The sequence below is a fragment of the Lachnoclostridium edouardi genome, from assembly GCF_900240245.1.
GTDB lineage: Bacteria > Bacillota > Clostridia > Lachnospirales > Lachnospiraceae > Lachnoclostridium_A > Lachnoclostridium_A edouardi.
This window is the reverse complement of the sequence record NZ_OESQ01000001.1, coordinates 907,455-934,084: the sequence shown is the minus strand read 5'-3', so window position 1 is coordinate 934,084 and position 26,630 is coordinate 907,455. Positions and strand designations below refer to the sequence as shown.

The window sequence follows — 26,630 nt, the reverse complement described above, 5'->3', positions numbered from 1 at the left end:
ACAGCGGCTTTTGACATTACTTTTTCTTTCCCAGGTAAGCGGCTTTTACAGATTCGTCTGCTAAAAGCTCTTTTCCGGAGCCTGTCATAGTGATTTTTCCGGTTTCCAGCACATAGCCAATATCTGCCGTGTGAAGAGCCATGTTGGCATTCTGCTCAATAAGAAGAACAGTTACTCCGTGCTTATTAATCTCTTTAATAATAGAAAAAATGTCCTTTACAATTAAAGGAGCCAGCCCCAGAGACGGCTCATCCATCATTAACAGCTTAGGACGGCCCATTAAAGCCCTGGCTACAGCCAACATCTGCTGCTCGCCGCCGGAGAGCGTGCCGGAAAGCTGCCAGCTTCTTTCTTTCAGTCTGGGGAACAGAGAATACACCCATTCAATGTCGTCCTCCAGGGAATCATTTCTTAAATAAGCCCCGATTTTAATATTTTCCAGTACAGTTAAGTCCGGAAATACACGGCGCCCCTCCGGAACTAAGGTAATGCCCTTAGAAATAATATAAGGAGTATCCTTTTTTGTAATCTCTTCCCCGTCAAATGTAATAGAGCCGAAGGCCGGCTTTACAAGGCCTACAATAGAGCGGAGAGTAGTACTTTTTCCGGCGCCGTTGGCTCCAATAAGAGTTACAATACTTTTGTCAGGAACTTCAAAGGAAATGCCCTTTACTGCCTCAATACCGCCGTAATTTACACGCAAATTGTCAATCTTCAGCATCGTCGCTCACCCCCAGATATGCTTCTATTACACGTTCATTATTCTGGATTTCCTCAGGAGTGCCCTGGGCAATCAGCTTGCCAAAGTCCAAAACATATATTCTGTCAGAAATCTGCATAACAAGATCCATGTGATGTTCAATCATAAATATTGATAAATGGTAATCTTCCTTGATCTGTTTAATAAAATCAGTAAGCTCCTGAGTTTCCTGAGGATTCATTCCCGCCGCCGGCTCATCTAATAAAAGCAGGGAGGGACGGGTGGCCAAAGCTCTGGCAATCTCCAGCCGGCGCTGCAGGCCGTAGGGCAGGGAGGAAGCTACTTCATCTTTTAGATGGGCCAGGCCCTGCATCTCTAAAAGCTCCATAGTTTCCTGGCGCATACGCCGTTCCTCCTTATAATTCAGACCTAAAGTGGCGGAGAAAACGTTTTGACGGGCTCTCATATGCTTGGCAATAAGCACATTGTCAAACACAGTCAGATTTCCGAATAAACGAATATTCTGGAAGGTTCTGGCGATGCCCAGTTTCGTAATTTGGTCAGGAGTGTTTTCTATATGGGGAATCGGTTTTGCAGGTACGTCTCCGGCATAAAAGCGTTTCATTTTTCCCTGAGGCGTATTTGCAAGTATGGTTTTTCCCTGGAAATCAACTTTGCCGTAGGTAGGCTCGTAAATTCCTGTTACACAGTTAAAAGCAGTTGTTTTTCCGGCGCCGTTAGGTCCGATCAGGGCTACAATTTCCCCTTGATTTATGTCTAAAGTCAGACCGTTAACGGCAACGACGCCGCCAAACTGCATGGTAACGTCTTCCATATGTAAAATATTGTCTGCCATTATTCTGCCCCTCCTGTTTTCTTTGCCTTTTTTTTGAGCCTGGCAGGAATGCTTTTTATCAGCCGTCCAAGCCCGTTCCAGGAAAATTCATTGCTGCCCATAATTCCCTTTCTGTAAAACAATACTACAACCATAAGCAGAATAGAGAAAATAACCATACGGAAGCCGGAGCGGAAAAGAGGGATCTCTATGCCGCCGATGGTAAGGGGATTGTCGAAAAATCTTAACCATTCCCGGCCGGCAGTAACTAAAAACGCTCCGATAACGCTTCCTGTTACACTGCCGATTCCTCCTAAAACAACAATAAGGAGAATGTCGTAGGTTAAGGTGATGGAAAATGTTTTGGAATCAATGGAGCGCATAAACATTGCCAAAAGTCCGCCTCCCACACCGGTAAAAAAGGAGGAAATAATAAAGGAAAGCTCTTTATAGCGGAATAAGTTAATGCCCATAGATTCTGCCGCAATTTCATCCTCCCGTATAGCCTTAAAGGCGCGGCCAAAGGAAGACCGGATTAAAAGCACCATTAGGAGAATACATAAGGCGCACAGACCGAAAGCAACAAATAAATTAGGAAAACCGGGAATATTTTTTAAGCCATAGGAGCCATTGGTGATTCTGTTAAATTGAGGGGCTGCAATAAAAGCCCTGATAATCTCAGAAAATCCAAGGGTTGCAATAGCAAGATAATCGCTTTTTAAACGAAGTACAGGGATTCCGATTAAGGCTGCCACAAAGGCGGAAACAAGTCCTGCCAGAATTAAGGCTACCCAGAAGGGAGTATGTACTGTGGCAATGGCATCAGAGATGCCGTCTACGTAATAAACGCTTGGTCTGCTGGCTACAGGTATAGTGAGAATCGCCACTACATATGCGCCGATCGCCATAAATCCGGCCTGGCCCAGGGAAAAAAGCCCTGTAAAACCTGTAAGCAGGTTCATAGAAACAGCTACAACAGCATAAATGGCGCTTCTCTCTAAAATAGAAATCTGATAGCTGTAGGCCGCAGAGTTCATTTGCAGAAACGCAGTTGCGCCTATAACGGCTAAAAGGGCTGCAATAGTCAGGATATGGTTTCTTGTTCTTGTGTTTTTCATATTCATAACAGCCACCTCACACTTTGTCAGTTGTCTTCTCACCAAACAGTCCGGTAGGACGGATCAGAAGCATTACAATTAAAAGAATAAACGTGAACGCGTCGCTGAAAGTAGAGTATCCCATAGCCACCAAAGCAGTTTCGCCAAGTCCCAGAATAAAGCCTCCGATTACTGCGCCGGGGATGCTTCCGATGCCGCCGAACACAGCGGCCACAAAGCACTTTAATCCTGGCAGGGAGCCGGAGAAGGGGAATACAGTCATACGGTCTGTAAAATAAAGAATAGAACCTACCGCTGCCAAAAGAGAGCCTACGGCAAAGGTAAAAGAAATAATTCTGTTGATTTTAATTCCCATTAAGGACGCTGTTTCGTAATCCTTAGATACGGCCCGCATAGCCATGCCGATTTTAGTGTGATTGATTAAAGCCATTAATCCAAATACAATTATTAATGTAAGTACTGGAGTCAGGAATGTAACAAGAGAAGCGGACAGACCGCCGATCTGATAAATTTTCTTTAATAACGGAATTTCCGGATATCCCTTTGGAAGGGCTGTAAATAAATAGGTAGCCAGATTTTGAAGTAAGTAGGAAACGCCGATAGCCGAGATCATAACAGACATTCTGGGAGCGCTTCTTAAAGGTCTGTACGCCACCCGCTCAATAGAAACGCCTAAGATTACTGTTACTATCAAAACCACGGGAATTGCAATAAACCAGGGCATACTGGCCATAGCAAAAATCATAAAGTAGCCGGCCATCATAAAAATATCGCCGTGAGCAAAATTAATCAGGCGGAGTATGCCGTAAACTAAAGTGTAGCCGATTGCAATAAGGGCATAAGCGCCGCCTAGAGAAATACCAGTAAGACATTGCTGTAAAAAGGTTGTCAGTGTCATGGAAGGCCTCCTGTGTCACAAAATGGAAGGGAGCGGTGCAGGTCTTGCATCATTCCCCTCCCCAGTGTTTTTTATTACTGAATAGTAGTTGTTGTAAGGAATTTAAAGGTGCCGTCTTCAATAGTCTTAATGAAGGCCATATCTTTCTTGGCGTCGCCGTTTTCGTCAAAGGAAATAGTTCCTGTTACGCCGTCTACAGTAATTCCTGCAAGGGCGTCTCTGATAGCGGTAGTATCTGTAGAACCGGCTGCTTCAATAGCAGTAATGGCGCTAAGGTAAGCGTCATAGCCTAAAGCAGAAACTGCAGGAATGATTTCTTCCTGTTTGTTTTCCTTTAAGAATTCTTTAAATCCGGTGATGAAAGCGGCAGCCTCGTCGTTAGCCGGTTCAGACTCGTCAAAGAATGTGGAAAGCACAACGCCCTCAGCGTCAGCGCCTGCATTTTCAATAATTGTAGAGTTTTCCCATGTGTCCCCTGCTGCAATTGTTGCAGTAATTCCCAGTTCTCTTGCCTGCTTAATAATCAAAGGAGCAGTAGTAATAGAGGACGGTGCAAAAATAATATCAGGGTTAGCTGCTTTTATATTTGTAAGAATGGCCTTAAAGTCTGTCTGGTTCGTCTGGAACTGTTCTTCACTGACTACCTGGCCGCCTAAGTCAATAAATGCTGATTTAAAGAATGAGCCTAAGCCTGAGGAGTAGTCGTCTCCCAACTGAGTAATAACTGCAGCTGTTTTGGCGTTATTTTGAATTGCGTAGTTGGCCATTACTGTGCCCTGGAAAGGATCAATAAAGCAGGTGCGGAAATAGTAGTCGTTTCCCTGTGTAACCTGAGGATTTGTACAGGAACAGCCGATAGCAGGGATTTTGGCGTCGGCGAAAATCTGTCCTGCTGCAATAGATACGCCGGAACCGTAGCTTCCCAAAACTACAGAAACCTTATCGCTGACCAGCTTTTGAGCGGCGTTTACAGCCTCTGTTTTATCTGATTTGTTGTCTACCTCCACCAGCTCTACCTTGTACTCCTCGTCTCCGATTTTTACAGTGGGATGCATTTTATTGGCATAGCGGATACCTAAAACCTCCTGGAAGCCGCCGCCTCCGTTTTCACCGGTGGTAGGCTCAAAAACACCGATTTTAATTACCTTCTCATCAGATTCAGAGGAAGATGAGGAGCCGCCTCCACAGCCGGCTAAGGATGCAGCGGCAAGAGCGGCCGCCATAGTAACAGATAAAAATTTCTTGATTTTCATAATATGTACCTCCCTATATATGTTCACGTGAAAAAGACAAGCGTTCGCCTTGTAAGAACACGTTTTTATCATTATAGCAGGGTAAAGTAAAAAAGCAAGAAAAAATTTAAATTTTATTTATTTTGTTTTTCCAGGGAAGACATTTTTTACATAAATGTTTGTGTTTTTACGATTTTTTAGTAAAAATTAAGATTGCGCAGAAAAAGAATGTGGAGTATACTGAGAAAAAAGTGAAAATGTTTTCAGGGAGGTGGAGGCAGTGACAATTAAAGAAATAGCCAAGCTGGCAGGAGTTTCTAACGCGGCAGTGTCCAGATATTTAAACAACGGATATGTTAGTGACGAAAAGAAAGAGGCAATTCGCACAGTAATTGAACAGACTGGCTTTGTGCCCTCTGCCCACGCCCAAATGTTAAGAAGCAGAAAAACAAGACTGATCGGCGTAATCCTGCCTAAAATCAATTCTGACTCCACCAGCAGAACAGTGGCGGGAATTAATAAGGTGCTTTCTGCCAAGGGATTTCAGATACTGTTAGCAGATACAGAGAATCAGCCGGAAAAGGAAATCGACTATTTAAATTTATTTCAGAACCATCAGGTAGACGGGATTATATTAATTGCAACTATTGTGACGGCAAAACACAGGGAACTGTTAAAAAATATGGACAGTCCTGTAGTAGTGATCGGACAAAAGGTGAAGGAAGTTTCCTGCATATATAATGACGAAGTAGATATGGCCAGGGAAATTGCCTTGCTTCTTCCGGAAAAAGGCAGGAAGCATATTGGCTGCCTGACAGTGACGGAAAAAGATAAGGCGGTGGGAAAAGACAGGCTGAGAGGATTTATGGAGGCAATGGGGGAGTACGGGCTGGAAGAAAACGTATATAAAGAGGAGTGTGGGTTTTCTATAGAGGAAGGCCGCAAGGGGGCGGAAAGGCTGCTGAAGGCTCACTGCGATATAGACGGAATTTTCTGCGCCACAGACGCCATAGCTATTGGTGCCATGGAAGCTGTCAGAGAAGCGGGGAAAAAGATTCCCCAGGATATTAGCATTGTAGGGGTAGGCAATACAGAGCTGTCTCAGATATGCAGTCCCAGATTAACAACAGCTCATTTACATTTTATGACAAGAGGAATGGAGGCGGCCAGAATTATGTTGGACATGCTGGAGGATGGCGAAAAAGTGAAAAAACAAATTCAGCTGGGCCATAAAATTGAAAAAAGAGAATCAGTGTAAAAGAAAAGGGAAGCAGTTTTGTAGTAAATGTACAAAAACGCTTCCTGTTTTTTATAACCATTTACAGTTTACAGAATGAGTGAATCAGTGTTATAATCCAAATATGTGAAAACGATATCATATAAAAAATAAAATAAAAATGGAGGAATTGCTTTGAGAAAACAGAATATTTAAATAAAATAAAGGAGTATTGAATTTGAATTAAAGAAATCAATATGAAAATGTTATCATTAAAAAGGGATTCTGACAAAAACAAAATTTAAGGGAAGGAAAGGGAAAAGGAAATGGATTACAATAGGACGGCAAAAGAAATTTTGGAAAAGTTAGGCGGCAAGGAAAATCTGGTATCTGCAGCCCACTGTGCAACTAGACTGCGCCTTGTAATTGCAGATAATGAAAAATGTGATAAAAAGGCAGTGGAAAACGTAGACGGAGTAAAAGGCGTGTTTGAGGCCTCAGGGCAGCTGCAGATTATTTTGGGAACAGGAGTTGTCAATAAGGTTTACGACCAGTTTATTCTGCTGGCAGGGATTTCAGAGGCCAGCAAAGAGGACGTGAAACAGGCTGCGGCGGCAAAACAAAATGTTTTTATGAGAGGAATTAAAACATTAGGAGACATTTTTGTGCCTATTATCCCCGCCATTGTAGCCAGCGGCTTTCTTATGGGTATAATGGAAGCCATGAATTTCATGGTGAATAATGGATTCCTTTCTATTAACACAGACGGTTCCCTGTACCAGTTTGCAGTATTGTTCAGCAATGTGGCTTATGTATTTCTACCTATATTAATTGCCTTCAGCGCAGCCAGAACATTTGGCGCCAACCCGTTTTTAGGAGCGGTTATCGGTATGATTATGATTCACCCGAATCTGCAGAATGCATGGACAGTAGCAACAGAAGGCGTACTTTCTACACAGCCTGTATTTTTTGGACTTTATTCTATTAAAATGGTAGGTTATCAGGGCCACGTAATCCCTGTTATTATAGCTGTCTGGGTGCTGGCTTTTATTGAAAAACGTCTTCATAAGCTGGTTCCCGCAATGCTGGATTTATTTGTAACTCCTTTAGTCAGCGTATTTGTAACAGGATATTTAACATTAGCAGTGATTGGCCCTGTATTCGTTACCTTGGAAAATGGGATTCTGGACGGAATTCAGTGGCTGTTAACTCTTCCATTTGGACTGGGAAGTCTTGTTATGGGCGGCGCCTACGCCACAACAGTAGTATCAGGAATTCATCATATGTACACAGTAATCGACTTAGGACAGCTGTCAAAATTTGGTTTAACCTTCTGGCTGCCCTTAGCCTCAGCAGCCAATGTAGGGCAGGGCGCAGCCGCCCTGGGAGTAGCTTTTAAAACAAAACAGGGAAAAATTAAATCTCTTGCTCTGCCGTCAGCTCTCAGCGCATTTATGGGAATTACAGAGCCGGCGATTTTCGGTGTAAATTTGCGCTTTTTCAAGCCATTTGTGGCAGGCTCCATAGGCGGCGCCCTGGGAGCGTTATATGCTTCTATTGTAGGACTGGGAGCTACAGGCACTGGAGTTACAGGAATTTTCGGCATACTGCTTCACCTGCACAGACCTCTTCAGTATATTATTACCATGTTAATTGCAGCAGGGTCAGCATTTGTAATTTCTTATATTATGTACAAGGATCAGCCGGAGGAGTGATTTTAATATGAATATGTTAACCAGAGAATTAAAGAAGTTAACAGACAAAGCTGAAAAAGAAGCAGCCAGTAAAGAAAAAGACAAATGGTATCCCCTATATCATCTGGCTCCTCCTCAAGGGTGGTTAAATGATCCCAACGGGCTGTGTCAAAAGGAGGGGGTATACCATGGGTTTTTCCAGTACTCTCCCCTCAGCCCGGAGGGAGGACTAAAGTTCTGGGGGCACAGCGTCAGCCGTGATTTGTTTTCCTGGGAGTACCAGGGAGCCGCTTTATATCCGGATCAGCCTTTTGACTGCCATGGAGTATATTCCGGGTCAGCTTTTGTGGAAGACGGAAAAATCCGTATATATTATACAGGAAATGTAAAAGAGGACGGAGATTTCGATTATATACGAAAAGGGCGGCAAGGCAATTTAGTGATGACGGAAACAGAGGACGGAAAAAATTTTTCAGCTAAAAAATGGCTGATGAAAAATGAAGATTATCCTTCTGACTGCACTTGCCATGTGAGAGATCCTAAGGTGTGGAAGCAGGATGGGCTCTATTATATGGTTCAGGGGGCCAGAAATGAAAAAGAGTACGGAGAAGTACTTCTTTATAAAAGCCAAGACGGAGAAAACTGGACCTTGGCAAACCGTTTTAAAACAGAGCAAAAAATGGGATATATGTGGGAATGTCCTGATTTCTTTTCCTTAAACGGGCAGAGAATTTTATCTGTCTCCCCTCAGGGCATGGAGCATGAGGAGGCCAGATTTCAAAATACTTATGAATCAGGCTGGTTTCCTTTTTATGGAGAGCTGGAGGGCAGCTACTTATTAGGGGAATTTGAAGAGTGGGACTATGGATTTGACTTCTATGCGCCTCAAACATTTCTGGATGAAGAAGGCAGAAGGATTCTGATAGGCTGGATGGGTATGCCGGATACCCCTGAGTTTGTCAACCCTACCGTTGCTTATGGGTGGCAGCACATAATGACTGTCCCAAGAGAGCTTACGTGGGAAAACGGAAGAGTATTTCAGTTTCCTGTGGAAGAAATTTCCGCCAGAAGAGGCGGGAAATCTAAGTTGAAAGCAGGAGAAGCCACAGCGGTGGAAACAGCCTGGGATTTGGAGGTTCATGTTTTTAAAAATCAGGACTTTGCTATAAATCTATCAGAAGGTCTTAAACTTTGGCGAAACAGCCGGCTGGGAATTTTTGCTATGGAGTTTACAGGGCCGGCTGGGGCAGGCAGAACGATGCGCAAAGTGAAATTAGATCAAATCACAGATTTAAGAATCCTGGGGGACGCTTCCAGTATAGAAATATTTATCAACCAGGGAGAAAAAGCTATGAGCACCCGCTATTATCCGGAAGAAAAACGGGAGATTACAATAACAGGCGGAGCAGAGGCTGTATTGTACAGCTTAAAATAATATAGAGACTGCTGCAGGCATAATCAGAGAAATCATTTTGATTGGGCTGTGGCAGTCTCTTTTTTTGTGTCTAAAAAGTCTTGACAAAAAAAGTTTTTATGATAATATAACCTGACTTTGGTATCAGAGATTAAAAAATAGTGCAAACTTTAAGGTTTAGAAGGACTGCTAGCGGCAGTCCTTCTGTGTTTGTTATTATAGTTTATAATTAAAAATGGTGTTTATTTGAGTTTCAGATAGAAAGTNAACCTGACTTTGGTATCAGAGATTAAAAAATAGTGCAAACTTTAAGGTTTAGAAGGACTGCTAGCGGCAGTCCTTCTGTGTTTGTTATTATAGTTTATAATTAAAAATGGTGTTTATTTGAGTTTCAGATAGAAAGTAATTCGTTAAAGGAAGATGAAATTTATCAGCTAGGTCATTTATAAAAGTACAATCCCTTGTGGTGTTTATATATTTATGTTCGCCTTTTGTTACCCTGAAATCTTTAATGAATCTAAATATATCTGAAGTTGAATATTTTTCATCCAGTATCTTAAATTGAAAAATCCTCTCTAAGAGAACTGTTAAATAGCAAATCAAAAAGTGGCCTTTAATCGTATTTTCTTTTTGAAGAAATACCGGCCGTGCATCCAGGTCTGATTTCATAATCTTAAAGGATTCTTCAATTCTCCACAGATTATGGTAAGTACAGTAAATATCCTGATCTGTCATCTGGGTTTCGGATGTGACCAGAAGATTGTATCCGGCAAGTTCGAGGTCCTTATCGATGGCAGCCTGATTAATCCTTGTTTTTGCTTTATTTCCTGTTTTATCTGTGAAATCCACATATTTTCCTGCTTCTCCAAAGTCATTCCTTTTGGCTTGTGACAGGGTAAGTGCTTTTGCTTTTTCTACAAGGCGGTTTATTTCATATCTTTTTTTTGCAGCAAGGGAAGGATTGTAGGTAACCAGGCGTTTCTCTGTAAGCATAATGGTCTGTTTTTTTCCGTTATACTCTATGGAATAAGGAAAAGTATCAATACAGCTTTTATAGCGGTATAAAAGTTTTCCGCTTTTATCTTTGACATCTTTGTAATCCTGTTCTAATAATACCCAGGTTTTTTCTGTCGAAGGCAAGGTTTTTACAGATTTTGAAAACAGATAACCATCTCCATTCTGTTTTGAAAACGCAATGTTTTGTGCACAATTAAGTCCTTTGTCTGCGACATGGATGGTTTTTCCCATGATATTGTTCCTATTTTTAAGTCCATCAATCACATCACGTAGAATGGGTTTTTCTGACTCATTTCCCGGATACATCTTCATACCGACCGGAATCTGGTTCCGATCCAAAAGGAGCCCAAGACCGATGATGGGTTCCTTTTTGTTTTCTTTGCTCGGTCCTTTTTTTCTGAAATCATCCTCCCTGTCTATTTCAAAATAGAAATTCGTACAATCAAAGTAAGAGTTTGAAGTATCCAGTCCATAAACAGCCGCAGTTTGTACAGTAAAGATCTCGATAAACTTTTCATAGTTTTCTCCCAAAAAGGCAAGACCATCAAGAAGCTGATCATAGGAATAATGCGACGAATGGTACAGATTGGGAAGCACATCGTGGAATGTCCTGTTTTTACTGCATGGGCATACACCTCTTGCGTAGACTAATGTAGAAATCAATTCATAAAGATCGAACTGAAAATCATATGTAAGATGAAAATAATTCACATACTTTTGGATTTTTAATTTCTCAAGGATTGCTTTCAGTGGAAAGTATCCAAGATAAAGAGTTGGAGAAATGTCAGAAATTTTGCGGACACCTTCTTCTTTTCGTTGCTGGTTTAAGAGAGCTACTTCTTGTTGGTAAAAAGAGATTGGATCTTCCATGCCGTTCTTTTTCAGTGTTTCTACAGAGCCAAGGGATTTGTAGCATTTGTGAGCTGCCCCCTTTTTTTCCTGATTATAAAAACTGTCATAAATCGCAAGATAAGTTCTGCCTTTTAAAGTTGTCTTTTTTAAAAAATATGCCATAGAATCCCTCCTCAAAAAGATAGCACCACTAACACTATTAGTATATCGCAAAAAAAGAATTTTGAAAAGTTTTTTTGCAATAAAAAAAGCCTTATTTAAAGGCATTTGTGAGGCTTCAGAGCAGAAAATACTCCTAAAGATTTCTAGTGCTAACTTCTAAAGACGGGAAATCATTTTGATTGGGCTGTGGCAGTCTCTTTTTTTGTGTCTAAAAAGTCTTGACAAAAAAAGTTTTTATGATAATATAAACATATGAATAGTTGTTCATATGATAATTGGTGTAGTAAACGGGGAAGAGGAGGAAATTATGGCTTACAGAAAAGACAGTGATCAGGTGGAGCAATGCGACTTTATCCATGTCCATGAAAAGATTGTAGAAAAAGTCAATAAAGCTATGCCCAAAGAGGAGCAGCTTCAGGACCTGGCTGATTTTTTTAAGATTTTTGGCGATTCAACCAGAATCAGGATTTTATATGTACTAAGCCAGTCGGAGATGTGCGTCTGTGATATTGCAAGTCTTTTAGGCATGGGCCAGTCGGCGATTTCCCACCAGCTGCGAGTGTTAAAGCAAATGAGGCTGGTGAAATACAGAAGAGACGGAAAAACAGTATTTTATTCTCTGGCAGACAGTCACATTGAGACAATCCTGGCTCAGGGAATGGAGCATATTGAAGAATAATATTAAAAAACCAGAATAAAAGGAGGATACAAAAATGAAAAAGATTGTGAAAATGGAAGGTTTATGCTGCGCTAACTGTGCTGCTAAAATTGAGGAAGGAATTAAAAAGCTTTCAGGAGTAAAAGAGGTTTCTCTCAGCTTTATGACCCAGAGACTTGTTATGGAAGTAGAGGACGGAAAAGAAGAAGAGATTCTTGCAGAGGCTGAGAAAATTAAAAATAAAATTGAGCCGGAGGCCGGCTTTAAGGTGCTTAGATAAACGAGACTGATATAAAGGAGATGCCATATGGAAAAGAAACAAAAGGTTATGGCGAAAAGGCTGATAGTCAGCGCAGTATTAATGATTGCAGGCGTAATATTGGAGAAGCAGTCTTCCTGGGCGTGGCTCCCATATGTGCTGGCTTATTTGGTGGCGGGCTATGATATTCCTTTAAAGGCCCTGAGAAATATAAAGAACGGACAGATCTTCGACGAAAATTTCTTAATGACCATTGCCACATTCGGCGCTTTATTTGTAGGGGCCCTGGAAGAAGCAGTTGCCGTTATGCTGTTTTATCAGATTGGGGAGCTGTTTAACGATTACGCAGTAGGAAAGTCCAGAAAGTCTATTACAGCTCTTATGGACATTAACCCGGATTACGCTAACCTGCTAAAGGACGGCCAGGAAGAACAGGTAGATCCTTATGAGGTGCAGGTAGGAGATATGATTGTCGTTAAACCAGGCGAAAAGGTGCCTTTAGACGGCGTAGTAATAAAAGGAAGCTCTACATTAGATACAAAGGCGCTGACAGGAGAATCTCTTCCTGTGGAAGTTGAAGAAGGCCAGGATGTAATCAGCGGCACCATTAATCTAAACGGAGTGCTGGAGGTAAAGGTAACTAAGCTGTTTGATGATTCTACTGTGGCAAAGATTCTGGAATTAGTGGAGAACGCCAGCTCCAGAAAGTCCAGGGCAGAGAATTTTATAACAAAATTCGCCCGTGTATACACGCCTATCGTAGTATTTTTAGCTTTGTTTTTCGCCATAGTGCCTCCTGTATTTTTTAATCAGGAATGGAGCGTCTGGATATACAGGGCCTGCAGTTTCTTAGTTGTATCCTGCCCCTGCGCCCTTGTAATTTCAGTGCCTTTAAGCTTTTTCGGAGGTCTTGGAGCGGCTTCCAAGGAAGGAATACTGCTGAAGGGAAGCAATTATCTGGAGGCTGTTGCAGGACTTGAGACAGTAGTATTTGACAAAACAGGAACCTTGACTACAGGTAAATTCCAGGTAACAGAGATTCACCCGGAAAACGGGGATTCTAAAGAACTGATTAAACTTGCCGCTTTAGGAGAATACCACTCCAATCATCCCATTGCTTCTTCTGTAAAAGAGGCGTATGGCCAGGAAATTCTGGCGGAGCAGGTTTGCGAGACAGAAGAATTAGCCGGCAAAGGAATACATGCTGTTGTTATGGATGCAGGCCGGCAGAGAAATCTGTTTATAGGAAATAAAAAATTAATGGATTCCTGCAAAGTCCTTTGCCAGGAAGTAAAGGATATTTTAGGCACAGTATTGTATGTTGCCGAGGATAATCAATATTTAGGGTATATAGTGATTGCAGATACAATCCGCCAGGATGCGCCGGAGGCCGTAAAACGGCTGAGGAAAGCAGGCGTTGAAAAAATGGTAATGCTTACAGGAGACAGACAGGAGGTAGGAAACGCAGTTGCAGAAAAACTAGGACTGGATCAGGCCTATGGAAACCTGCTGCCTGGAGACAAGGTGGATAAAGTAGAGGAGCTTTTAAAACAGCGTCCAGAAGGCAAGGCATTAGGCTTTGTAGGAGACGGAATTAACGACGCCCCTGTTTTAGCAAGGGCGGACGTGGGAATCGCCATGGGCGGAATTGGATCTGACGCAGCTGTGGAGGCGGCAGATATGGTTATTATGACAGATGAGCCGTCTAAAATTGGAGACGCCATTGCTATTGCCAGAAAAACTATGGGAATTGTAAAACAGAATATTGTGTTCGCCATTGGGATAAAGGTGCTGGTACTGATTCTTACAGCTTTGGGAATGGCCTCTATGTGGGCGGCTGTTTTTGCAGACGTAGGAGTATCTGTGCTGGCTATTATGAATTCCATCAGAGCCCTTTACTACAAAAAATAGTAATGAAAAAAGCTGATGTTATTGTAAAAATTTAAATGGTTAAATGGGCGCTGCAAAATAAAAGAATGGTTCTATTTATTTTGCAGCGCCCATATTTTTTTCAATCTTTTTAAATATATACCAAAGGGTTTTACAGACAGGTCCGATTTACAATTTTGTCCTTGTATGATAAAATGAGGCAAGAGAAAAACAGTACCAGATGAAAGGGAGAGGACCATGAGCAGATATACAAAGGAGGATATTTTCAGGCTGGTTGAGGAAGAGGATGTAGAGTTTATACGTTTGCAGTTTACAGACATTTTCGGGGTGCTGAAAAATGCGGCGATTACCTCTGGTCAGCTGAAGCGGGCGTTAAATAACAGATGTATGTTTGACGGCTCTGTAATAGAAGGATTTGTGCGCATAGAAGAGTCGGACATGTATTTGTATCCGGATCTGGATACATTTGAAATCTTTCCCTGGCGGCCTCAGCAGGGAAAGGTGGCCAGACTGATTTGTGATGTGCGCAGGCCTGGAGGCCAGCCCTTTGAGGGAGATCCCAGATATGTGCTGAAGCAGGCGATCAAAGAGGCGGCGGACATGGGATATGAATTTCATGTAGGGCCGGAATGCGAATTTTTCCTGTTTCACACAGATGATGAGGGAAATCCTACTACCAATACCCACGAAAAGGGCAGCTATTTTGACGTAGGTCCCTTAGATTTGGCAGAGAACGTGAGAAGAGATATTGTGCTGGCTTTAGAGGACATGGGTTTTGAAATCGAAGCTTCATACCACGAAATGTCCCACGGGCAGCATGAAATAGACATTCAGTCTGCCCCTGCTCTGGAGGCTGCAGATAAAATTATGACCTTTAAAATGGCTGTAAAAAATATTGCCAAGCGCCATGGGCTCCACGCCACATTTATGCCTCAGCCTGTGGAGGGAACCAATGGTTCAGGTCTTCATTTAAACATGTATTTAACAGATAAAAGCGGAAAAAATGTGTTTGAAGATCTGCAGGACAAGCTGGGATTAAGTAAAACCGCGTACCAGTTTATTGCAGGGCTTTTGGAGCATTCAGAGGAGATTGCTTTGCTGACAAATCCTCTGATTAATTCATATAAAAGGTTAATACCTAGCCACGACGCGCCTAATTATATAGCTTGGTCAGAACATTCTAACAGAAGCGCCCTGATTCGGATTCCTCCTTCAGAGGGGGAGAATACCAGAATAGAGCTGCGTTCCCCTGATTCCGCCGCCAACCCGTATTTGGTGCTGGCCGCATGTTTGGCGGCAGGGCTGGACGGCATCAGGAAAAATTTAGAGCCTGCTGCCAGCGTAGATGAAAATATATACGCAATGTCCAAGGAGGAAAGGCGTGCCAGAGGAATTAAAACTCTTCCGGAAAGTCTGGAGGCTGCAGTAAAGATATTCAGAAAAAGCAGATTTTCAGAAAAAGTGCTGGGCAGCCATATTTTCAGCAAATATTTGGAGGCAAAGGAAAAAGAGTGGAATGCCTTCCGCGTTCATGTGACAGATTGGGAAGTGAAGGAGTATTTGAGAAAATATTAGCTTTCAGAAAAACAACAGGAACAAGAAGCGGGAGGTGGACAGGTGACCAATGTTTTAGTGGCGTTTTCCAGGCCGGAGAACGGCAGAAATATTAAAAATATATTGATTAAAAATGGTTACCATGTAGTAGCTGTCTGCGCTTCCGGGGCCCAGGCTCTTTCAAATGCCAGCGATTTGGGAAGCGGAATTTTAGTATGCGGCGCCAGATTTGAAGATATGGTGGCCGAGGAGCTTTGCCAGTGTTTGCCGGAAGGCTTTTCTGTTTTAATTATTGCCCAGGCCAGCAGTATGCTGGAGGGCCCTCCGGCAGGAGCCGTATTCCTGGAGATGCCTTTAAAGGTTCACGAGCTTGTAAATACAATGGAAATGATGGCAAGAGAACAGGTACAGAGAAGGCGGCGGAAAAGATCAGTGCCCAGGCAGAAAAATGAGGAAGAAAAGCGATTGATTCTTCAGGCTAAGAAAATGCTGATGGAGCGCAACCATATGACAGAGGAGGAGGCTCACCGGTTTATTCAAAAAAGCAGTATGGACAGCGGAAGCGGTATGTGGGAAACTGCCCAGTGGATTTTAGGGATGAGAGTGTAAAGATAGGAGAAAATTGTTGTGAGATTTACAAAGATGCATGGAATTGGAAATGATTATGTTTATGTAGATTGTTTTCAGGAGGAGGTGGCAGATCCGGCAGCTGCCGCAATAAAAGTCAGCGACCGCCATTTTGGAATTGGTTCTGACGGTTTAATTCTTATAAAGCCGTCCTCTGTGGCAGATTGCCAGATGGATATGTATAATTTAGACGGCTCCAGAGGGGCTATGTGCGGAAACGGCGTCCGATGCGTGGGAAAATATGTATATGATCACGGCATTGTGTCTTCAGATAAAACAAGCATTACTGTGGAAACCTTGTCTGGAATTAAGTATTTAAAGCTGAATGTGGAAAATGGAAAGGTAAAAACAGTGACAGTAGATATGGGGCAGCCTAAAACTACGTCAAAAATCAGGGAAACATTAACAGCTGAGGGAAAAAACTACGAATTTACAGGTGTTTCTATGGGAAATCCTCATGCAGTGCTATTTTTAGAGGGAAACAATTTAAATCATCTGGCTGCAGGCCCTCTTTTGTCCAGCAGAATTAAACGGGCGGGCGGTTTGGGAGACGCGATTTTAGATACATTAAATCTGGAGAGCATTGGTTCTAGATTTGAGTTTCATAAAAGGTTCCCGGACAGAACAAACACAGAATTTATTGCTGTGAGAGATGAGACGCATCTTCAAATGCGGGTTTGGGAAAGAGGCTCCGGCGAAACTCTGGCCTGCGGCACAGGAGCATGTGCCAGCGCTGTGGCTGCAGTGCTTAACGGCTATGCAGAAAAGGACAAAAATATAACGGTCAGTCTTTTAGGCGGCCAGCTGGTGATCTTTTGGGACAGTAAAACAGACCATGTGTTTATGACAGGGGAAGCAGAAGAGGTTTTTCAGGGAGAAATTAAATTGTAGATAAATTTCTTCCTGAAGAGGGTTCAAAATCGGACTCTTCTTACATATGCTATTATAGAATAGAATATGTAAGGAGAGTCTTTAATTTGGAGACAAAAAAGCGAATTGTAATAGATGCCGGACACGGCGGCGCTGAGCCAGGTGCAATTTATGAAGGAAGAAAGGAAAAGGATGACAACCTAAGGCTGGCCCTTGCTGTGGGAAGACTTTTGGAGGATGCCGGGGCGGATGTATTTTACACCAGAGTAAACGATGTATTTGACAGCCCTCTGGAGAAGGCGCAGATGGCGAATGAGGCAGAAGGGGATTTCCTGATTTCCATTCACAGAAACGCCATGCCACAGCCGGGCACAGGCTCAGGAATATTAAGCCTGGTTTACCAAATGGGAGGACCGGCGGAAAGAGTGGCTCAGTCTATTAACGGAGAGCTGGCGCAGTTAGGGTTTCAGGATCTGGGAATCGCAGAAAGACCGGGATTAGTAATCCTCAGACGTTCTAATATGCCGGCAGTACTTGTGGAGGCCGGATTTATTGACAACATATCTGACAACGAACAGTTTGATAATCAGTTTAACCAAATTGCTCAGGCCATTGCAGACGGAGTCTTAAAAGCAGCTGCCCAGGAAGGGGCAAGGGAGCCGGAATTTTATCAGGTTCAGGTTGGGGCTTATGAAAATAAGGCAATGGCCGCCGCCCTTACAAGAGAGCTGCAGTCTAAAGGCTATCCGGCGTTTATGGTATACCAGGACGGCTATTATAAGGTTCGGGTAGGCGCATTTTTAAATATGGATAACGGAGTAAATATGGAGAGGGAGCTGAGAAGAAATGGCTACCCCACTATGCTTATAAGGGAAAAGAAAATCGGGTGACAGTGAAGAAAAAACATGGTATAATTGTATAAGAAAAAATACAAGGGGAGGGATGATTTATGGAGGAGAAAAAACTGATTATTACCATTGGCAGACAGTACGGCAGCGGCGGCTCTGAGATAGGAGGAAAGCTGGCTGAGGCGCTGGGGCTGAATTTTTACGATAAGAATATTCTCCGTATGAATTCCAATGAAAGCGGAATTAAGGAAAGCTACTTTCACCTGGCTGATGAAAAAGCAGGCAATAAGCTTTTATACCGGATTATAAGCAGCATGACCCCGGAAAAAAAGGAGCCGTCCTTTGGTTCTGATTTGGTGTCTGCAGACAATCTGTTCCGTTTTCAGTCAGAGGTAATCCGCAAGCTGGCAGGAGAAGAGTCCTGCGTCATTATAGGACGTTGTGCAGATTATGTGCTGGCCGGCACAGAAGGATTGATCAGAATATTCCTGTACGGAAATATGGAATCCAGAGCAGAAAGACTTGTAAAAAAAGGTCTTTGCACATCCTCTGACGCCTTGAAGACCATTAAAAGAGTAGACAGAGAAAGAAGAGATTATTATAGGTATTATACAGGTAAGGACTGGAGCAGTCCTGAAAATTATGATTTACTTTTAAACACTTCTTTTTTAACTGTGGAGGAAGTAGTTGAAGCCATCAAAGGCTATGTTAAGATGAAAGGTTTTTCTGTATAACTATAAATGTAAAAATCCATAACAGAGGCTGATGAGGCAGCCGCTGAATTAATATCAGAAGATTCACTGATAATTTGGCGGCAGTCTCATCAGTCTTTTTTATTTCACGCGTTCCTCGTTTCATAAAAAACTACGGGAACCCCGAACTCCGCTATCGCTTCGTTTGGGTAGCAAATAGTTTCGCACGCCGTGCTCAACTATTTTTTATAATTTCTTCATTTTTCAATCACAATTTTATCACAAATTAAATGTAATATATGATCTATCAACAAGGCAAAAGCCTTTTTACATAGATATCATTTCATTTCTCCCCATTAACAGTCCGGTACCCCTACCGGGCTTTTTTTATGTAATTAGGAAGGTTCTCCTATTACATAAAGAGCCCTCCAGGCAGGATGCGCCCTCTGCATTCTATAAAAACAGCGGGAACTTTAACCTAATTTTTGAACTAAAAATGCTGAAAATGCCATACATATAATTCCAGATACGATTTCAATAAGGTTAGTTTCTGATATGGGAATTCCCCATAAAATTACAACAGGGGAGGACAAAACAAGTCCCAGAATACCGCAATATGTAATACTTTCATGCTCTTTTAAAAGCGCTTCTACCATTTTAGCGCAGAGAAAAATCCCTGCTAATAGACCTGCCCCGCATGGCAAAAGAATTTTCTGCTCTACCATTATTTGTTCAGGGTTGAATGTGAAAAGGCCTATTTGAAAGCGGTTTACAGAAGCTAAAATAGGCTGGTAATATCCCATCATCATAAGCAGCATAGTTCCGCTGACTCCTGGAATTACCATGGCGGCGGCGTAAATAAAGCCGGAGGACAGAAGACAAAGGATTACAGAGATCTGATTTCCCTCTCCAGCTAAAAAGGCTTCTGATAAGCCTGGGACTCCTTCCCTATCTCCGCCTGAAATAGTAATAATCAGCATAACGCAGAAGATTACAACCATGGTACAATAACCCTTTATACCAGTGCGGCCTAAATCTGCTTTTTGTTTTAAAGTGGGAAATCCTCCTAAAATCAGGCCAATAAATGTTAAGCTGGTGGCTAAGGGCAGTTTTACAAACAGCACTTCTATAATAAAAGCCAGCCCTCCCATACCTGCAATCATACCCAGTCCATAAGGAAATAAGGTCTTTATACTTTCCCGTGTTTCTGAGGTTAAATGAGTAAGGGCGTGTATAATCTTGTCATACACGCCCATAGAAACAGCCAAGGTTCCTCCGCTGACTCCCGGCACAATACCAGCTACGCCAATAAGAATCCCCCGGAAAATTTCTTTTAAATATTTCATAGATTGTTCCGCCTTTTACTCTCTTATTTTTATATATACGGAACAGTTTGTTTTTATTCTAATCATGGAAGATAAAAAGCAGTAACATTGGCAAAGCAGTTTAGGATTTCTCCATTTTCAGCAAAATATCTAAAATTTCTTTTACATTTTGAATATGGTAATCAGCCAGATGCTGATCAAAATGAAAGCTGCTGTCATATAAAGCCGCCACTGTCATCCCAGCTCTTTTTGCAGCCAGAATCCCATAAGGGGAGTCCTCTACAACGAAACACTCATTTTCTTTTACTCCCAGTTTTTTTGCAGTATAATGATAGATTTCAGGATCTGGCTTGCTCATAGTAAACTGGTCGCCGCTGACTAATGTGTCAAAATAGCTGTAAATACTGTTGACCTTCATAACTTTCTCTACTACGTCAATTTGAGTGGAGGACGCCACCGCCAGTTTATACCCCTGGTTTTTCAACGCGTCCAGCACTGATTTAATCTCAGGTCTAAAAATAGATTGGTAATCTGTATTTGTAAACAGATCTATTTTTTCCTTAAATTCTGTTCTCAATTCCTGCCATGTTTGTCCATTGTCCACCGCCTTTTCCATTACGGACCAGGCGTCCTTTTTGGTGGCTCCCACCATGGGAAACAGCTGTTTGTATGTTACGTCAGGATTTTTCTTTTTTGCATATTCCCACTGAATTTTTAAGTAAACAGGCTCGCTGTCTACAATCACCCCGTCCATATCAAAAATCACTGCTTTTATCATTCTTATCCTCCATAATCGTTTAGTCTTGGAAAGAATTATAGCAAATATACGAAAGGATTACCATAGCTGAGAAAATTTTATTCCAGCCTGGAGATACGGCGGGGCATATTGATATCTGGGCTTTCTGAAATCTAGAGGCCTGCTGCCGTAAGGCGTTTCAGCCGTCGGCGGCAGGTTCCCTAATAAGTTAATTTAATTCCGCAATGCCTGTTACAGCTACATAAATGTGGGATATTTTATTCCAGGTAGCAAAGTCAATGACTCCTGTCTGAGGCAGGCCGAAAATAGACTGGAATTGGCGGACTGCAGCTGCTGTGGACGGGCCGTAAATTCCGTCGGCAGTGATTCGGGGGATGGAGCTGTAGATGGTGGCTACAGTGTCTAACTGCTGCTGCACATGGCGCACCTTATCCCCTGAGGTTCCAATAGTCAGATCATATCCGGGCCAGGAAATAGGAATTCCCGATATTTCTTCAGCAGTGTTAATATAAATGCTGTCCCCATAAAAATACCGGAGAATATCAATAGCGCTGTATCCCTGCTCTCCCAGGGCGCAGCTTCCCCACTGCGTCATCCAATCAGGACACTGAACCTGTCTTCCGTCGCAGTATTGAGTCAGTATAGGCTGACGCACGCCAGGGCGGGAAAGGTAATTATCAAAAATTTCATCTACTATTGTAGAAATACTTTCGTATATATTCCGCCCGTAAATCCATTTGTGGTCAAAGGCTGTGGAGGAGGTAATGGTAAAATCATAGCCCTTCCCTCTGTACCATTCTGTGTATACCCGGTTTAATGTAAAGGACATAATAGCCAGCACATTAGCCATAATGGTGGCCTGGGGCCATGTAGCGTAGATTTCGCTGGAAGCTACATTTTTAATGTAATCCCTGTAAGGAACATAGTAATTAGTGGCGGAGCTGTTAGTAGGAACACCGTCGTGCACCACAATTGTCTGAGGCACAACCACACGGCTGAGAACAATCTCTCCAGTCTCATTTACTGGTTTGATTTCAGATTCAGCGATTTTAGGAGGGTAGGTAGCATAAAGCGTATGGTCGGGAATCATAATGTCATTGGGCTGAGGGGTGGTGTTATCCTCCGGCTCCATTCGCACATTTTGTATGGCTGTTGCGCCGGACAGAATTTCTGTACCGCTGATGTCTACTGACTTAAATCCTGCGGCAGTAATATGAATGTGATAAGTAGAATATGGACGAGGGTTGCCGGGAGTTAAGCTGTATTCCAGAGGCGGAGCCTCTAAAGTGAGATTTTCTGTCTGCCCGGAGGAATTGGTGGTAGTCTGTTCCAAAATAGCCTCAGGCGCCTGATCGTTGGAAATGGAAATATTGGCTCCTGAAATAGGAAAGTTATTTTGGGATGAGACTACATCTACTTGAAGGAAACCAGTGCTGCTGCCAGTTTGGCAGGCTGTTATAGGTGATATTTGCATAAAATGCCTCTTTTTTCCATGTTACTAATAGTATAGTCGGCAAATTTTAATTGATGATAAAAAAATGTAAAAACAGGTTGCAAAAATTTTACAAATCATGTATAATCTAGTCAATTTAGGCAAAAACACGAAAGCCTGGACAAAAGAACAGAGGAAAGGACAGGTATTCCTATATGAAAGCATTTCTGATTTTGGAAGATGGAACGGTATTTCAGGGGACCAGTATTGGCTCTAAAAAAGAAGTAATCAGTGAAATTGTATTTAATACCTCTATGACAGGTTATTTGGAAGTTCTCACAGATCCGTCATATGCAGGGCAGGCAGTAGTGATGACGTATCCGTTAATCGGTAATTATGGCGTTTGTTTAGATGATATGGAATCTTCAAAACCTTGGCCGGATGGCTTTATTGTTCGTGAATTATCTCGTATCCCCAGTAATTTCAGAAGCGGGGAAAGCATTCAGCATTTCTTAGAAACACATGATATCCCAGGTATCAGCGGAGTCGATACCAGATCCCTAACAAAGATTTTAAGAGAAAAAGGAACAATGAACGGTATGATTACTACCAATGCAGATTTTGATCTGGAGGAAGTGAGAGGCCGTATTAAATCGTACTCTGTAGCCGGGGTAGTAAATGCAACTACTACAAAGGAAAAATATGTGCTGCCGGGAGAGGGCAAAAAGGTGGCTCTTTTAGATCTGGGGGCAAAAAGGAATATCGCCAGATCATTAAATGAAAGAGGGTGCCAGGTAACTGTATATCCGGCATGGACTTTGGCAGAGGAGCTATTGAAAGAAAACCCGGACGGAATTATGCTTTCCAACGGCCCTGGAGATCCAAAGGAAAATGTGGAAATCATTAAGGAAATAAAAAAGCTGTACGATTCTAATGTACCCATTTTTGCTATTTGCCTGGGACATCAGCTGATGGCTCTTGCCACCGGGGCAGATACATATAAATTAAAGTACGGACACAGAGGCGGAAACCATCCGGTAAAAGATCTGGAAACAGGCCGCGTGTATATTTCTTCCCAAAACCACGGATATGCCGTAGACACAGACAGCCTGGATTCCAATATAGCAGTACCTGCTTTTACAAATGTAAACGACAGCACTAATGAGGGCTTAAAGTATATTGGAAAGAATATTTTCACAGTGCAGTACCATCCAGAAGCGTGCCCGGGCCCACAAGATTCCGGATATTTATTTGACAGATTTTTACAGATGATGGAGGGAGAAAAATAATGCCAAAGAATCCAGATATTAAAAAAGTATTAGTCATTGGGTCCGGTCCCATTATTATTGGTCAGGCGGCAGAATTTGACTATGCGGGAACACAGGCCTGCCGCTCCCTGAAGGAAGAGGGGGTGGAGGTAGTTCTGCTTAACTCTAACCCTGCCACCATTATGACAGATAAAGATATTGCGGATAAGGTTTACATAGAGCCTTTAACTGTGGAGGTAGTAGAGCAGCTGATTTTAAAGGAACAGCCTGACAGCGTGCTGCCTACTTTGGGAGGCCAGGCAGGGCTGAACCTGGCTATGGAGCTGGAGGAAGCAGGATTTTTAAAGGACCACAATGTGCGTCTTATTGGAACAACTGCAAAAACCATACGAAAAGCAGAGGACAGGCTGGAATTTAAAGAAACAATGGAAAAAATCGGGGAGCCAGTGGCAGCTTCTAAAGTAGTGGAGAATGTGGAGGATGGTATTGCCTTTACAGAAACCATCGGTTATCCTGTAGTTCTTCGCCCGGCATATACATTAGGGGGAAGCGGAGGCGGTATTGCTTCTAATCAGGAGGAGCTGGTGGAAATTCTGCAGAACGGTTTAAGGCTGTCACGTGTAGGCCAGGTTTTAGTAGAGCGGTGTATTGCAGGATGGAAAGAAATCGAGTATGAAGTTATGCGCGACGGGGCAGGCAATGTGATTACAGTATGTAACATGGAAAATATTGACCCTGTAGGCGTACATACAGGAGACAGTATTGTGGTGGCGCCTTCCCAGACCTTAGGCGATAAAGAGTATCAGATGCTTCGTACCTCAGCTTTAAACATTATCACAGAGCTGGGAATTACTGGAGGCTGCAACGTACAGTATGCCCTTCATCCGGAAAGCTTTGAATATTGTGTTATTGAGGTAAATCCCCGCGTCAGCCGTTCTTCAGCCTTAGCTTCTAAGGCCACAGGATATCCTATTGCCAAGGTTGCGGCTAAAATTGCTTTAGGGTATACATTAGACGAGATTAAAAATGCAGTTACTGAGAAAACATATGCCAGCTTTGAGCCTATGCTGGATTACTGTGTAGTAAAAATGCCCAGACTGCCTTTTGATAAATTTATCAGCGCCCAGAGAAGCCTGGGAACTCAAATGAAGGCAACTGGAGAAGTAATGAGCATCTGTACCAACTTTGAAGGAGGACTGATGAAGGCGATCCGTTCTCTGGAGCAGCATGTAGACAGCCTTCTTTCCTATGATTTTACAGGACTTTCTGAGGAAGAGCTTTTGGAAATGTTAAAAAAAGTAGACGACAGAAGAATCTGGGTCATAGGGGAAGCTTTGCGTCGGAATATCTCTTATGAGACGATCCATGATATTACAAAAATAGATATTTGGTTTATTGATAAACTGGCAATTTTAGTGGAAATGGAGGAGGCTTTAAAGGCCGCGGGAGAACAAATAAAAAATGGAAGCTCTCTGGAGGAAGCTTTAACAGAAGATCTGTTAAAAGAAGCAAAGCGAATTGAATTCCCGGACCATGTGATTGCCAGCCTTACAGGAGCTTCTAAGGAAGAAATAAAGCAGCTGAGATATTCCAGAAAAATTACGGCGGCATATAAAATGGTAGATACATGCGCGGCAGAATTTGAGGCTGCCACCCCTTATTATTATTCCTGCTTTGGAAGCGAAAATGAGGCGGAGGCAGATCACAGCAGGAAAAAGGTGCTGGTACTGGGTTCCGGTCCAATCCGTATTGGACAGGGAATTGAATTTGACTTCTGTTCCGTACACAGTACATGGGCATTCCGCAAAGAAGGCTTTGAGACTATTATTATTAATAATAATCCAGAAACAGTAAGTACGGACTTTGACATTGCAGATAAACTGTATTTTGAGCCTTTGACTCCAGAAGATGTGGAAAGTATAGTGGACATTGAGAAGCCGGACGGAGCTGTAGTGCAGTTTGGAGGACAAACTGCCATTAAATTGACAGAGGCTCTTATGAAAATGGGAGTGCCTATTTTGGGCACTGCTGCAGAGGATGTGGATGCTGCGGAGGATAGGGAGCTGTTTGATAAGATTCTGGAACAGTGCCAAATACCCAGACCTGCCGGATTAACAGTGTTTACAGCTGAGGAGGCGAAGGATGCTGCTCATAAGCTGGGGTATCCTGTACTTGTCCGCCCGTCCTATGTATTAGGCGGCCAGGGAATGCAGATTGCAATTAACGATCAGGACGTAGATGAATTTATAGGAATTATTAACCAGATTGCCCAGGAACATCCTATTTTGGTAGATAAATATATAATGGGCAAGGAAATCGAAGTAGACGCGATCTGCGACGGCACAGACATTTTAATACCTGGCATTATGGAGCATATTGAAAGAACAGGAGTACATTCCGGAGACAGTATTTCTGTGTATCCGGCTCAAAGCATAACAGAGAGCAACAAAAAAACAATAGTGGATTATACAGAAAAGCTGGCCAGGGCTCTTCACGTAAAAGGAATGATAAACATTCAGTTTATTGTAGATGGGGAGAATGTATATATTATTGAGGTAAATCCACGTTCCTCCAGAACCGTGCCATATATCAGCAAGGTGACAGGAATTCCTATTGTGCCTTTAGCTACCACAATCATCTGCGGCCACACAATCAGGGAGCTGGGATATACTCCGGGACTGCAAAAGGAAGCAGACTATATTGCCATAAAAATGCCTGTGTTCTCATTTGAGAAGATTCACGGAGCAGATATCAGTCTGGGTCCGGAGATGAAGTCTACAGGAGAGTGTCTGGGAATCGCCAAAACCTTTAATGAGGCCTTGTACAAGGCGTTCCAGGGGGCAGGCATTAAGCTTCCTAAATATAAAAACATGATTATTACAGTTCGCGACGAGGACAAGGAAGAGGCGGTGGAAATCGGAAGAAGGTTCCAGGCCTTAGGCTACAGACTGTTTGCCACAAAAGGCACAGCGGCGTACTTATTTAAAAAGGGCGTGCGTGTGCTAAGCGTTCCAAAGTTGGAACAGGAATCTCCTAATATTCTGGATCTGGTGCTGGGACATGAGATTGACCTGGTAATAGACATTCCTCCACAAGGAGCAGAGCACAGTAAAGACGGCTTTGTAATTCGGAGAAATGCCATTGAAACTGGGGTGAATGTACTTACCTCTCTGGATACGGCGGCAGCTTTGGCTACTAGCCTAGAGAACAGAGCTAAGGAGCTGACCTTAATCGACATTGCAACAGTAAAAAATGTATAAACCTGTATAAGAAAATAGAAAGTAAATAGTCAGCCGTCTGGTTATAGTGGGC

General features: G+C 42.7%; 21 protein-coding genes and 1 pseudogene. 13 read left to right on the top strand and 9 right to left on the bottom strand.

Features of this window, described 5'->3' with window-relative positions; genetic code table 11:
• Nucleotides 1-16: 16 nt before the first annotated feature.
• From C1A07_RS04370 to C1A07_RS04350, 5 genes are all read right to left on the bottom strand, one after another.
• Nucleotides 17-721 carry an ABC transporter ATP-binding protein gene (locus tag C1A07_RS04370; protein ID WP_101876022.1) on the bottom strand — a complete coding sequence of 235 codons (705 nt, stop codon included), beginning with the start codon at nt 719-721 and terminating at the stop codon, nt 17-19.
• The gene (locus C1A07_RS04365; protein ID WP_101876021.1) at nt 708-1,556 is read right to left on the bottom strand and encodes an ABC transporter ATP-binding protein; all 849 of its coding nucleotides are present in this window, start codon (nt 1,554-1,556) and stop codon (nt 708-710) included. Before C1A07_RS04365 ends, C1A07_RS04370 begins: the two co-directional genes overlap by 14 nt.
• Nucleotides 1,556-2,653, bottom strand: coding sequence for a branched-chain amino acid ABC transporter permease (locus C1A07_RS04360; RefSeq protein ID WP_101878038.1), 1,098 nt, complete (start codon nt 2,651-2,653; stop codon nt 1,556-1,558). The genes C1A07_RS04365 and C1A07_RS04360 overlap by 1 nt, the downstream gene beginning before the upstream one ends.
• A gap of 16 nt (nt 2,654-2,669) precedes the next feature.
• Nucleotides 2,670-3,551, bottom strand: a complete 882-nt coding sequence (locus tag C1A07_RS04355) for a branched-chain amino acid ABC transporter permease (protein ID WP_101876020.1) — start codon at nt 3,549-3,551, stop codon at nt 2,670-2,672.
• Between the two features lie 74 nt (nt 3,552-3,625).
• Nucleotides 3,626-4,804 carry an ABC transporter substrate-binding protein gene (locus C1A07_RS04350; protein WP_101876019.1) on the bottom strand — a complete coding sequence of 393 codons (1,179 nt, stop codon included), beginning with the start codon at nt 4,802-4,804 and terminating at the stop codon, nt 3,626-3,628.
• Between the two features lie 259 nt (nt 4,805-5,063).
• Between C1A07_RS04350 and C1A07_RS04345 the strand changes: the two genes are divergently transcribed.
• From C1A07_RS04345 to C1A07_RS04335, 3 genes and pseudogenes are all read left to right on the top strand, one after another.
• Nucleotides 5,064-6,041, top strand: a complete 978-nt coding sequence (locus tag C1A07_RS04345; protein ID WP_101876018.1) for a LacI family DNA-binding transcriptional regulator — start codon at nt 5,064-5,066, stop codon at nt 6,039-6,041.
• A gap of 284 nt (nt 6,042-6,325) precedes the next feature.
• Nucleotides 6,326-7,690 (top strand): annotated as a pseudogene (locus tag C1A07_RS04340) (PTS transporter subunit EIIC); the annotation flags it as partial.
• A 31-nt stretch (nt 7,691-7,721) separates the two neighbouring features.
• Nucleotides 7,722-9,128 carry a glycoside hydrolase family 32 protein gene (locus tag C1A07_RS04335; protein ID WP_101876016.1) on the top strand — a complete coding sequence of 469 codons (1,407 nt, stop codon included), beginning with the start codon at nt 7,722-7,724 and terminating at the stop codon, nt 9,126-9,128.
• A gap of 333 nt (nt 9,129-9,461) precedes the next feature.
• Here the strand turns inward: C1A07_RS04335 and C1A07_RS04330 are convergent, their stop codons facing one another.
• Nucleotides 9,462-11,138, bottom strand: coding sequence for an IS1634 family transposase (locus C1A07_RS04330; protein WP_101875548.1), 1,677 nt, complete (start codon nt 11,136-11,138; stop codon nt 9,462-9,464).
• Nucleotides 11,139-11,445: 307 nt separating this feature from the next.
• Between C1A07_RS04330 and C1A07_RS04325 the strand changes: the two genes are divergently transcribed.
• From C1A07_RS04325 to C1A07_RS04290, 8 genes are all read left to right on the top strand, one after another.
• The gene (locus tag C1A07_RS04325) at nt 11,446-11,817 is read left to right on the top strand and encodes an ArsR/SmtB family transcription factor (RefSeq protein WP_101876015.1); all 372 of its coding nucleotides are present in this window, start codon (nt 11,446-11,448) and stop codon (nt 11,815-11,817) included.
• A 34-nt stretch (nt 11,818-11,851) separates the two neighbouring features.
• Nucleotides 11,852-12,076: a heavy-metal-associated domain-containing protein gene (locus tag C1A07_RS04320; protein WP_101876014.1), complete on the top strand. Its 225-nt coding sequence runs from the start codon at nt 11,852-11,854 to the stop codon at nt 12,074-12,076.
• A gap of 27 nt (nt 12,077-12,103) precedes the next feature.
• On the top strand, nt 12,104-13,966 hold the full coding sequence (locus tag C1A07_RS04315; protein WP_101876013.1) for a heavy metal translocating P-type ATPase: 1,863 nt from the start codon (nt 12,104-12,106) through the stop codon (nt 13,964-13,966).
• Nucleotides 13,967-14,182: 216 nt separating this feature from the next.
• Complete coding sequence (gene glnA, locus C1A07_RS04310; RefSeq protein ID WP_101876012.1) at nt 14,183-15,520, top strand: type I glutamate--ammonia ligase; 1,338 nt, start codon at nt 14,183-14,185, stop codon at nt 15,518-15,520.
• 42 nt (nt 15,521-15,562) lie between these two features.
• Nucleotides 15,563-16,108 (top strand): ANTAR domain-containing response regulator, encoded by a 546-nt coding sequence (locus C1A07_RS04305; protein ID WP_101876011.1) that lies wholly within the window; start codon nt 15,563-15,565, stop codon nt 16,106-16,108.
• 18 nt (nt 16,109-16,126) lie between these two features.
• Entirely contained in the window at nt 16,127-17,017 is an 891-nt protein-coding gene (gene dapF / locus C1A07_RS04300) for a diaminopimelate epimerase (RefSeq protein ID WP_101876010.1), read from the top strand.
• An 86-nt stretch (nt 17,018-17,103) separates the two neighbouring features.
• Nucleotides 17,104-17,886, top strand: a complete 783-nt coding sequence (locus C1A07_RS04295; protein ID WP_101876009.1) for an N-acetylmuramoyl-L-alanine amidase — start codon at nt 17,104-17,106, stop codon at nt 17,884-17,886.
• Between the two features lie 59 nt (nt 17,887-17,945).
• Nucleotides 17,946-18,578, top strand: a complete 633-nt coding sequence (locus tag C1A07_RS04290) for a cytidylate kinase-like family protein (protein ID WP_101876008.1) — start codon at nt 17,946-17,948, stop codon at nt 18,576-18,578.
• Nucleotides 18,579-19,009: 431 nt separating this feature from the next.
• Here C1A07_RS04290 and C1A07_RS04285 read toward each other — a convergent pair whose 3' ends face one another.
• The 3 genes from C1A07_RS04285 to C1A07_RS04275 all read right to left on the bottom strand — a co-directional run bounded on the left by C1A07_RS04285 (nt 19,010) and on the right by C1A07_RS04275 (nt 22,092).
• The gene (locus C1A07_RS04285; protein WP_101876007.1) at nt 19,010-19,882 is read right to left on the bottom strand and encodes a DUF368 domain-containing protein; all 873 of its coding nucleotides are present in this window, start codon (nt 19,880-19,882) and stop codon (nt 19,010-19,012) included.
• Nucleotides 19,883-19,982: 100 nt separating this feature from the next.
• Entirely contained in the window at nt 19,983-20,639 is a 657-nt protein-coding gene (locus C1A07_RS04280) for an HAD family hydrolase (RefSeq protein ID WP_101876006.1), read from the bottom strand.
• A gap of 187 nt (nt 20,640-20,826) precedes the next feature.
• Nucleotides 20,827-22,092 carry a peptidoglycan-binding protein gene (locus C1A07_RS04275; protein ID WP_101876005.1) on the bottom strand — a complete coding sequence of 422 codons (1,266 nt, stop codon included), beginning with the start codon at nt 22,090-22,092 and terminating at the stop codon, nt 20,827-20,829.
• Between the two features lie 173 nt (nt 22,093-22,265).
• Here C1A07_RS04275 and C1A07_RS04270 point away from each other — a divergent pair, with 173 nt between their 5' ends.
• Together C1A07_RS04270 and carB are read left to right on the top strand one after the other, a co-directional pair.
• Complete coding sequence (locus C1A07_RS04270) at nt 22,266-23,339, top strand: carbamoyl phosphate synthase small subunit (RefSeq protein ID WP_101876004.1); 1,074 nt, start codon at nt 22,266-22,268, stop codon at nt 23,337-23,339.
• Complete coding sequence (gene carB, locus C1A07_RS04265; protein WP_101876003.1) at nt 23,339-26,578, top strand: carbamoyl-phosphate synthase large subunit; 3,240 nt, start codon at nt 23,339-23,341, stop codon at nt 26,576-26,578. Before C1A07_RS04270 ends, carB begins: the two co-directional genes overlap by 1 nt.
• The last annotated feature ends 52 nt before the right edge of the window (nt 26,579-26,630 follow it).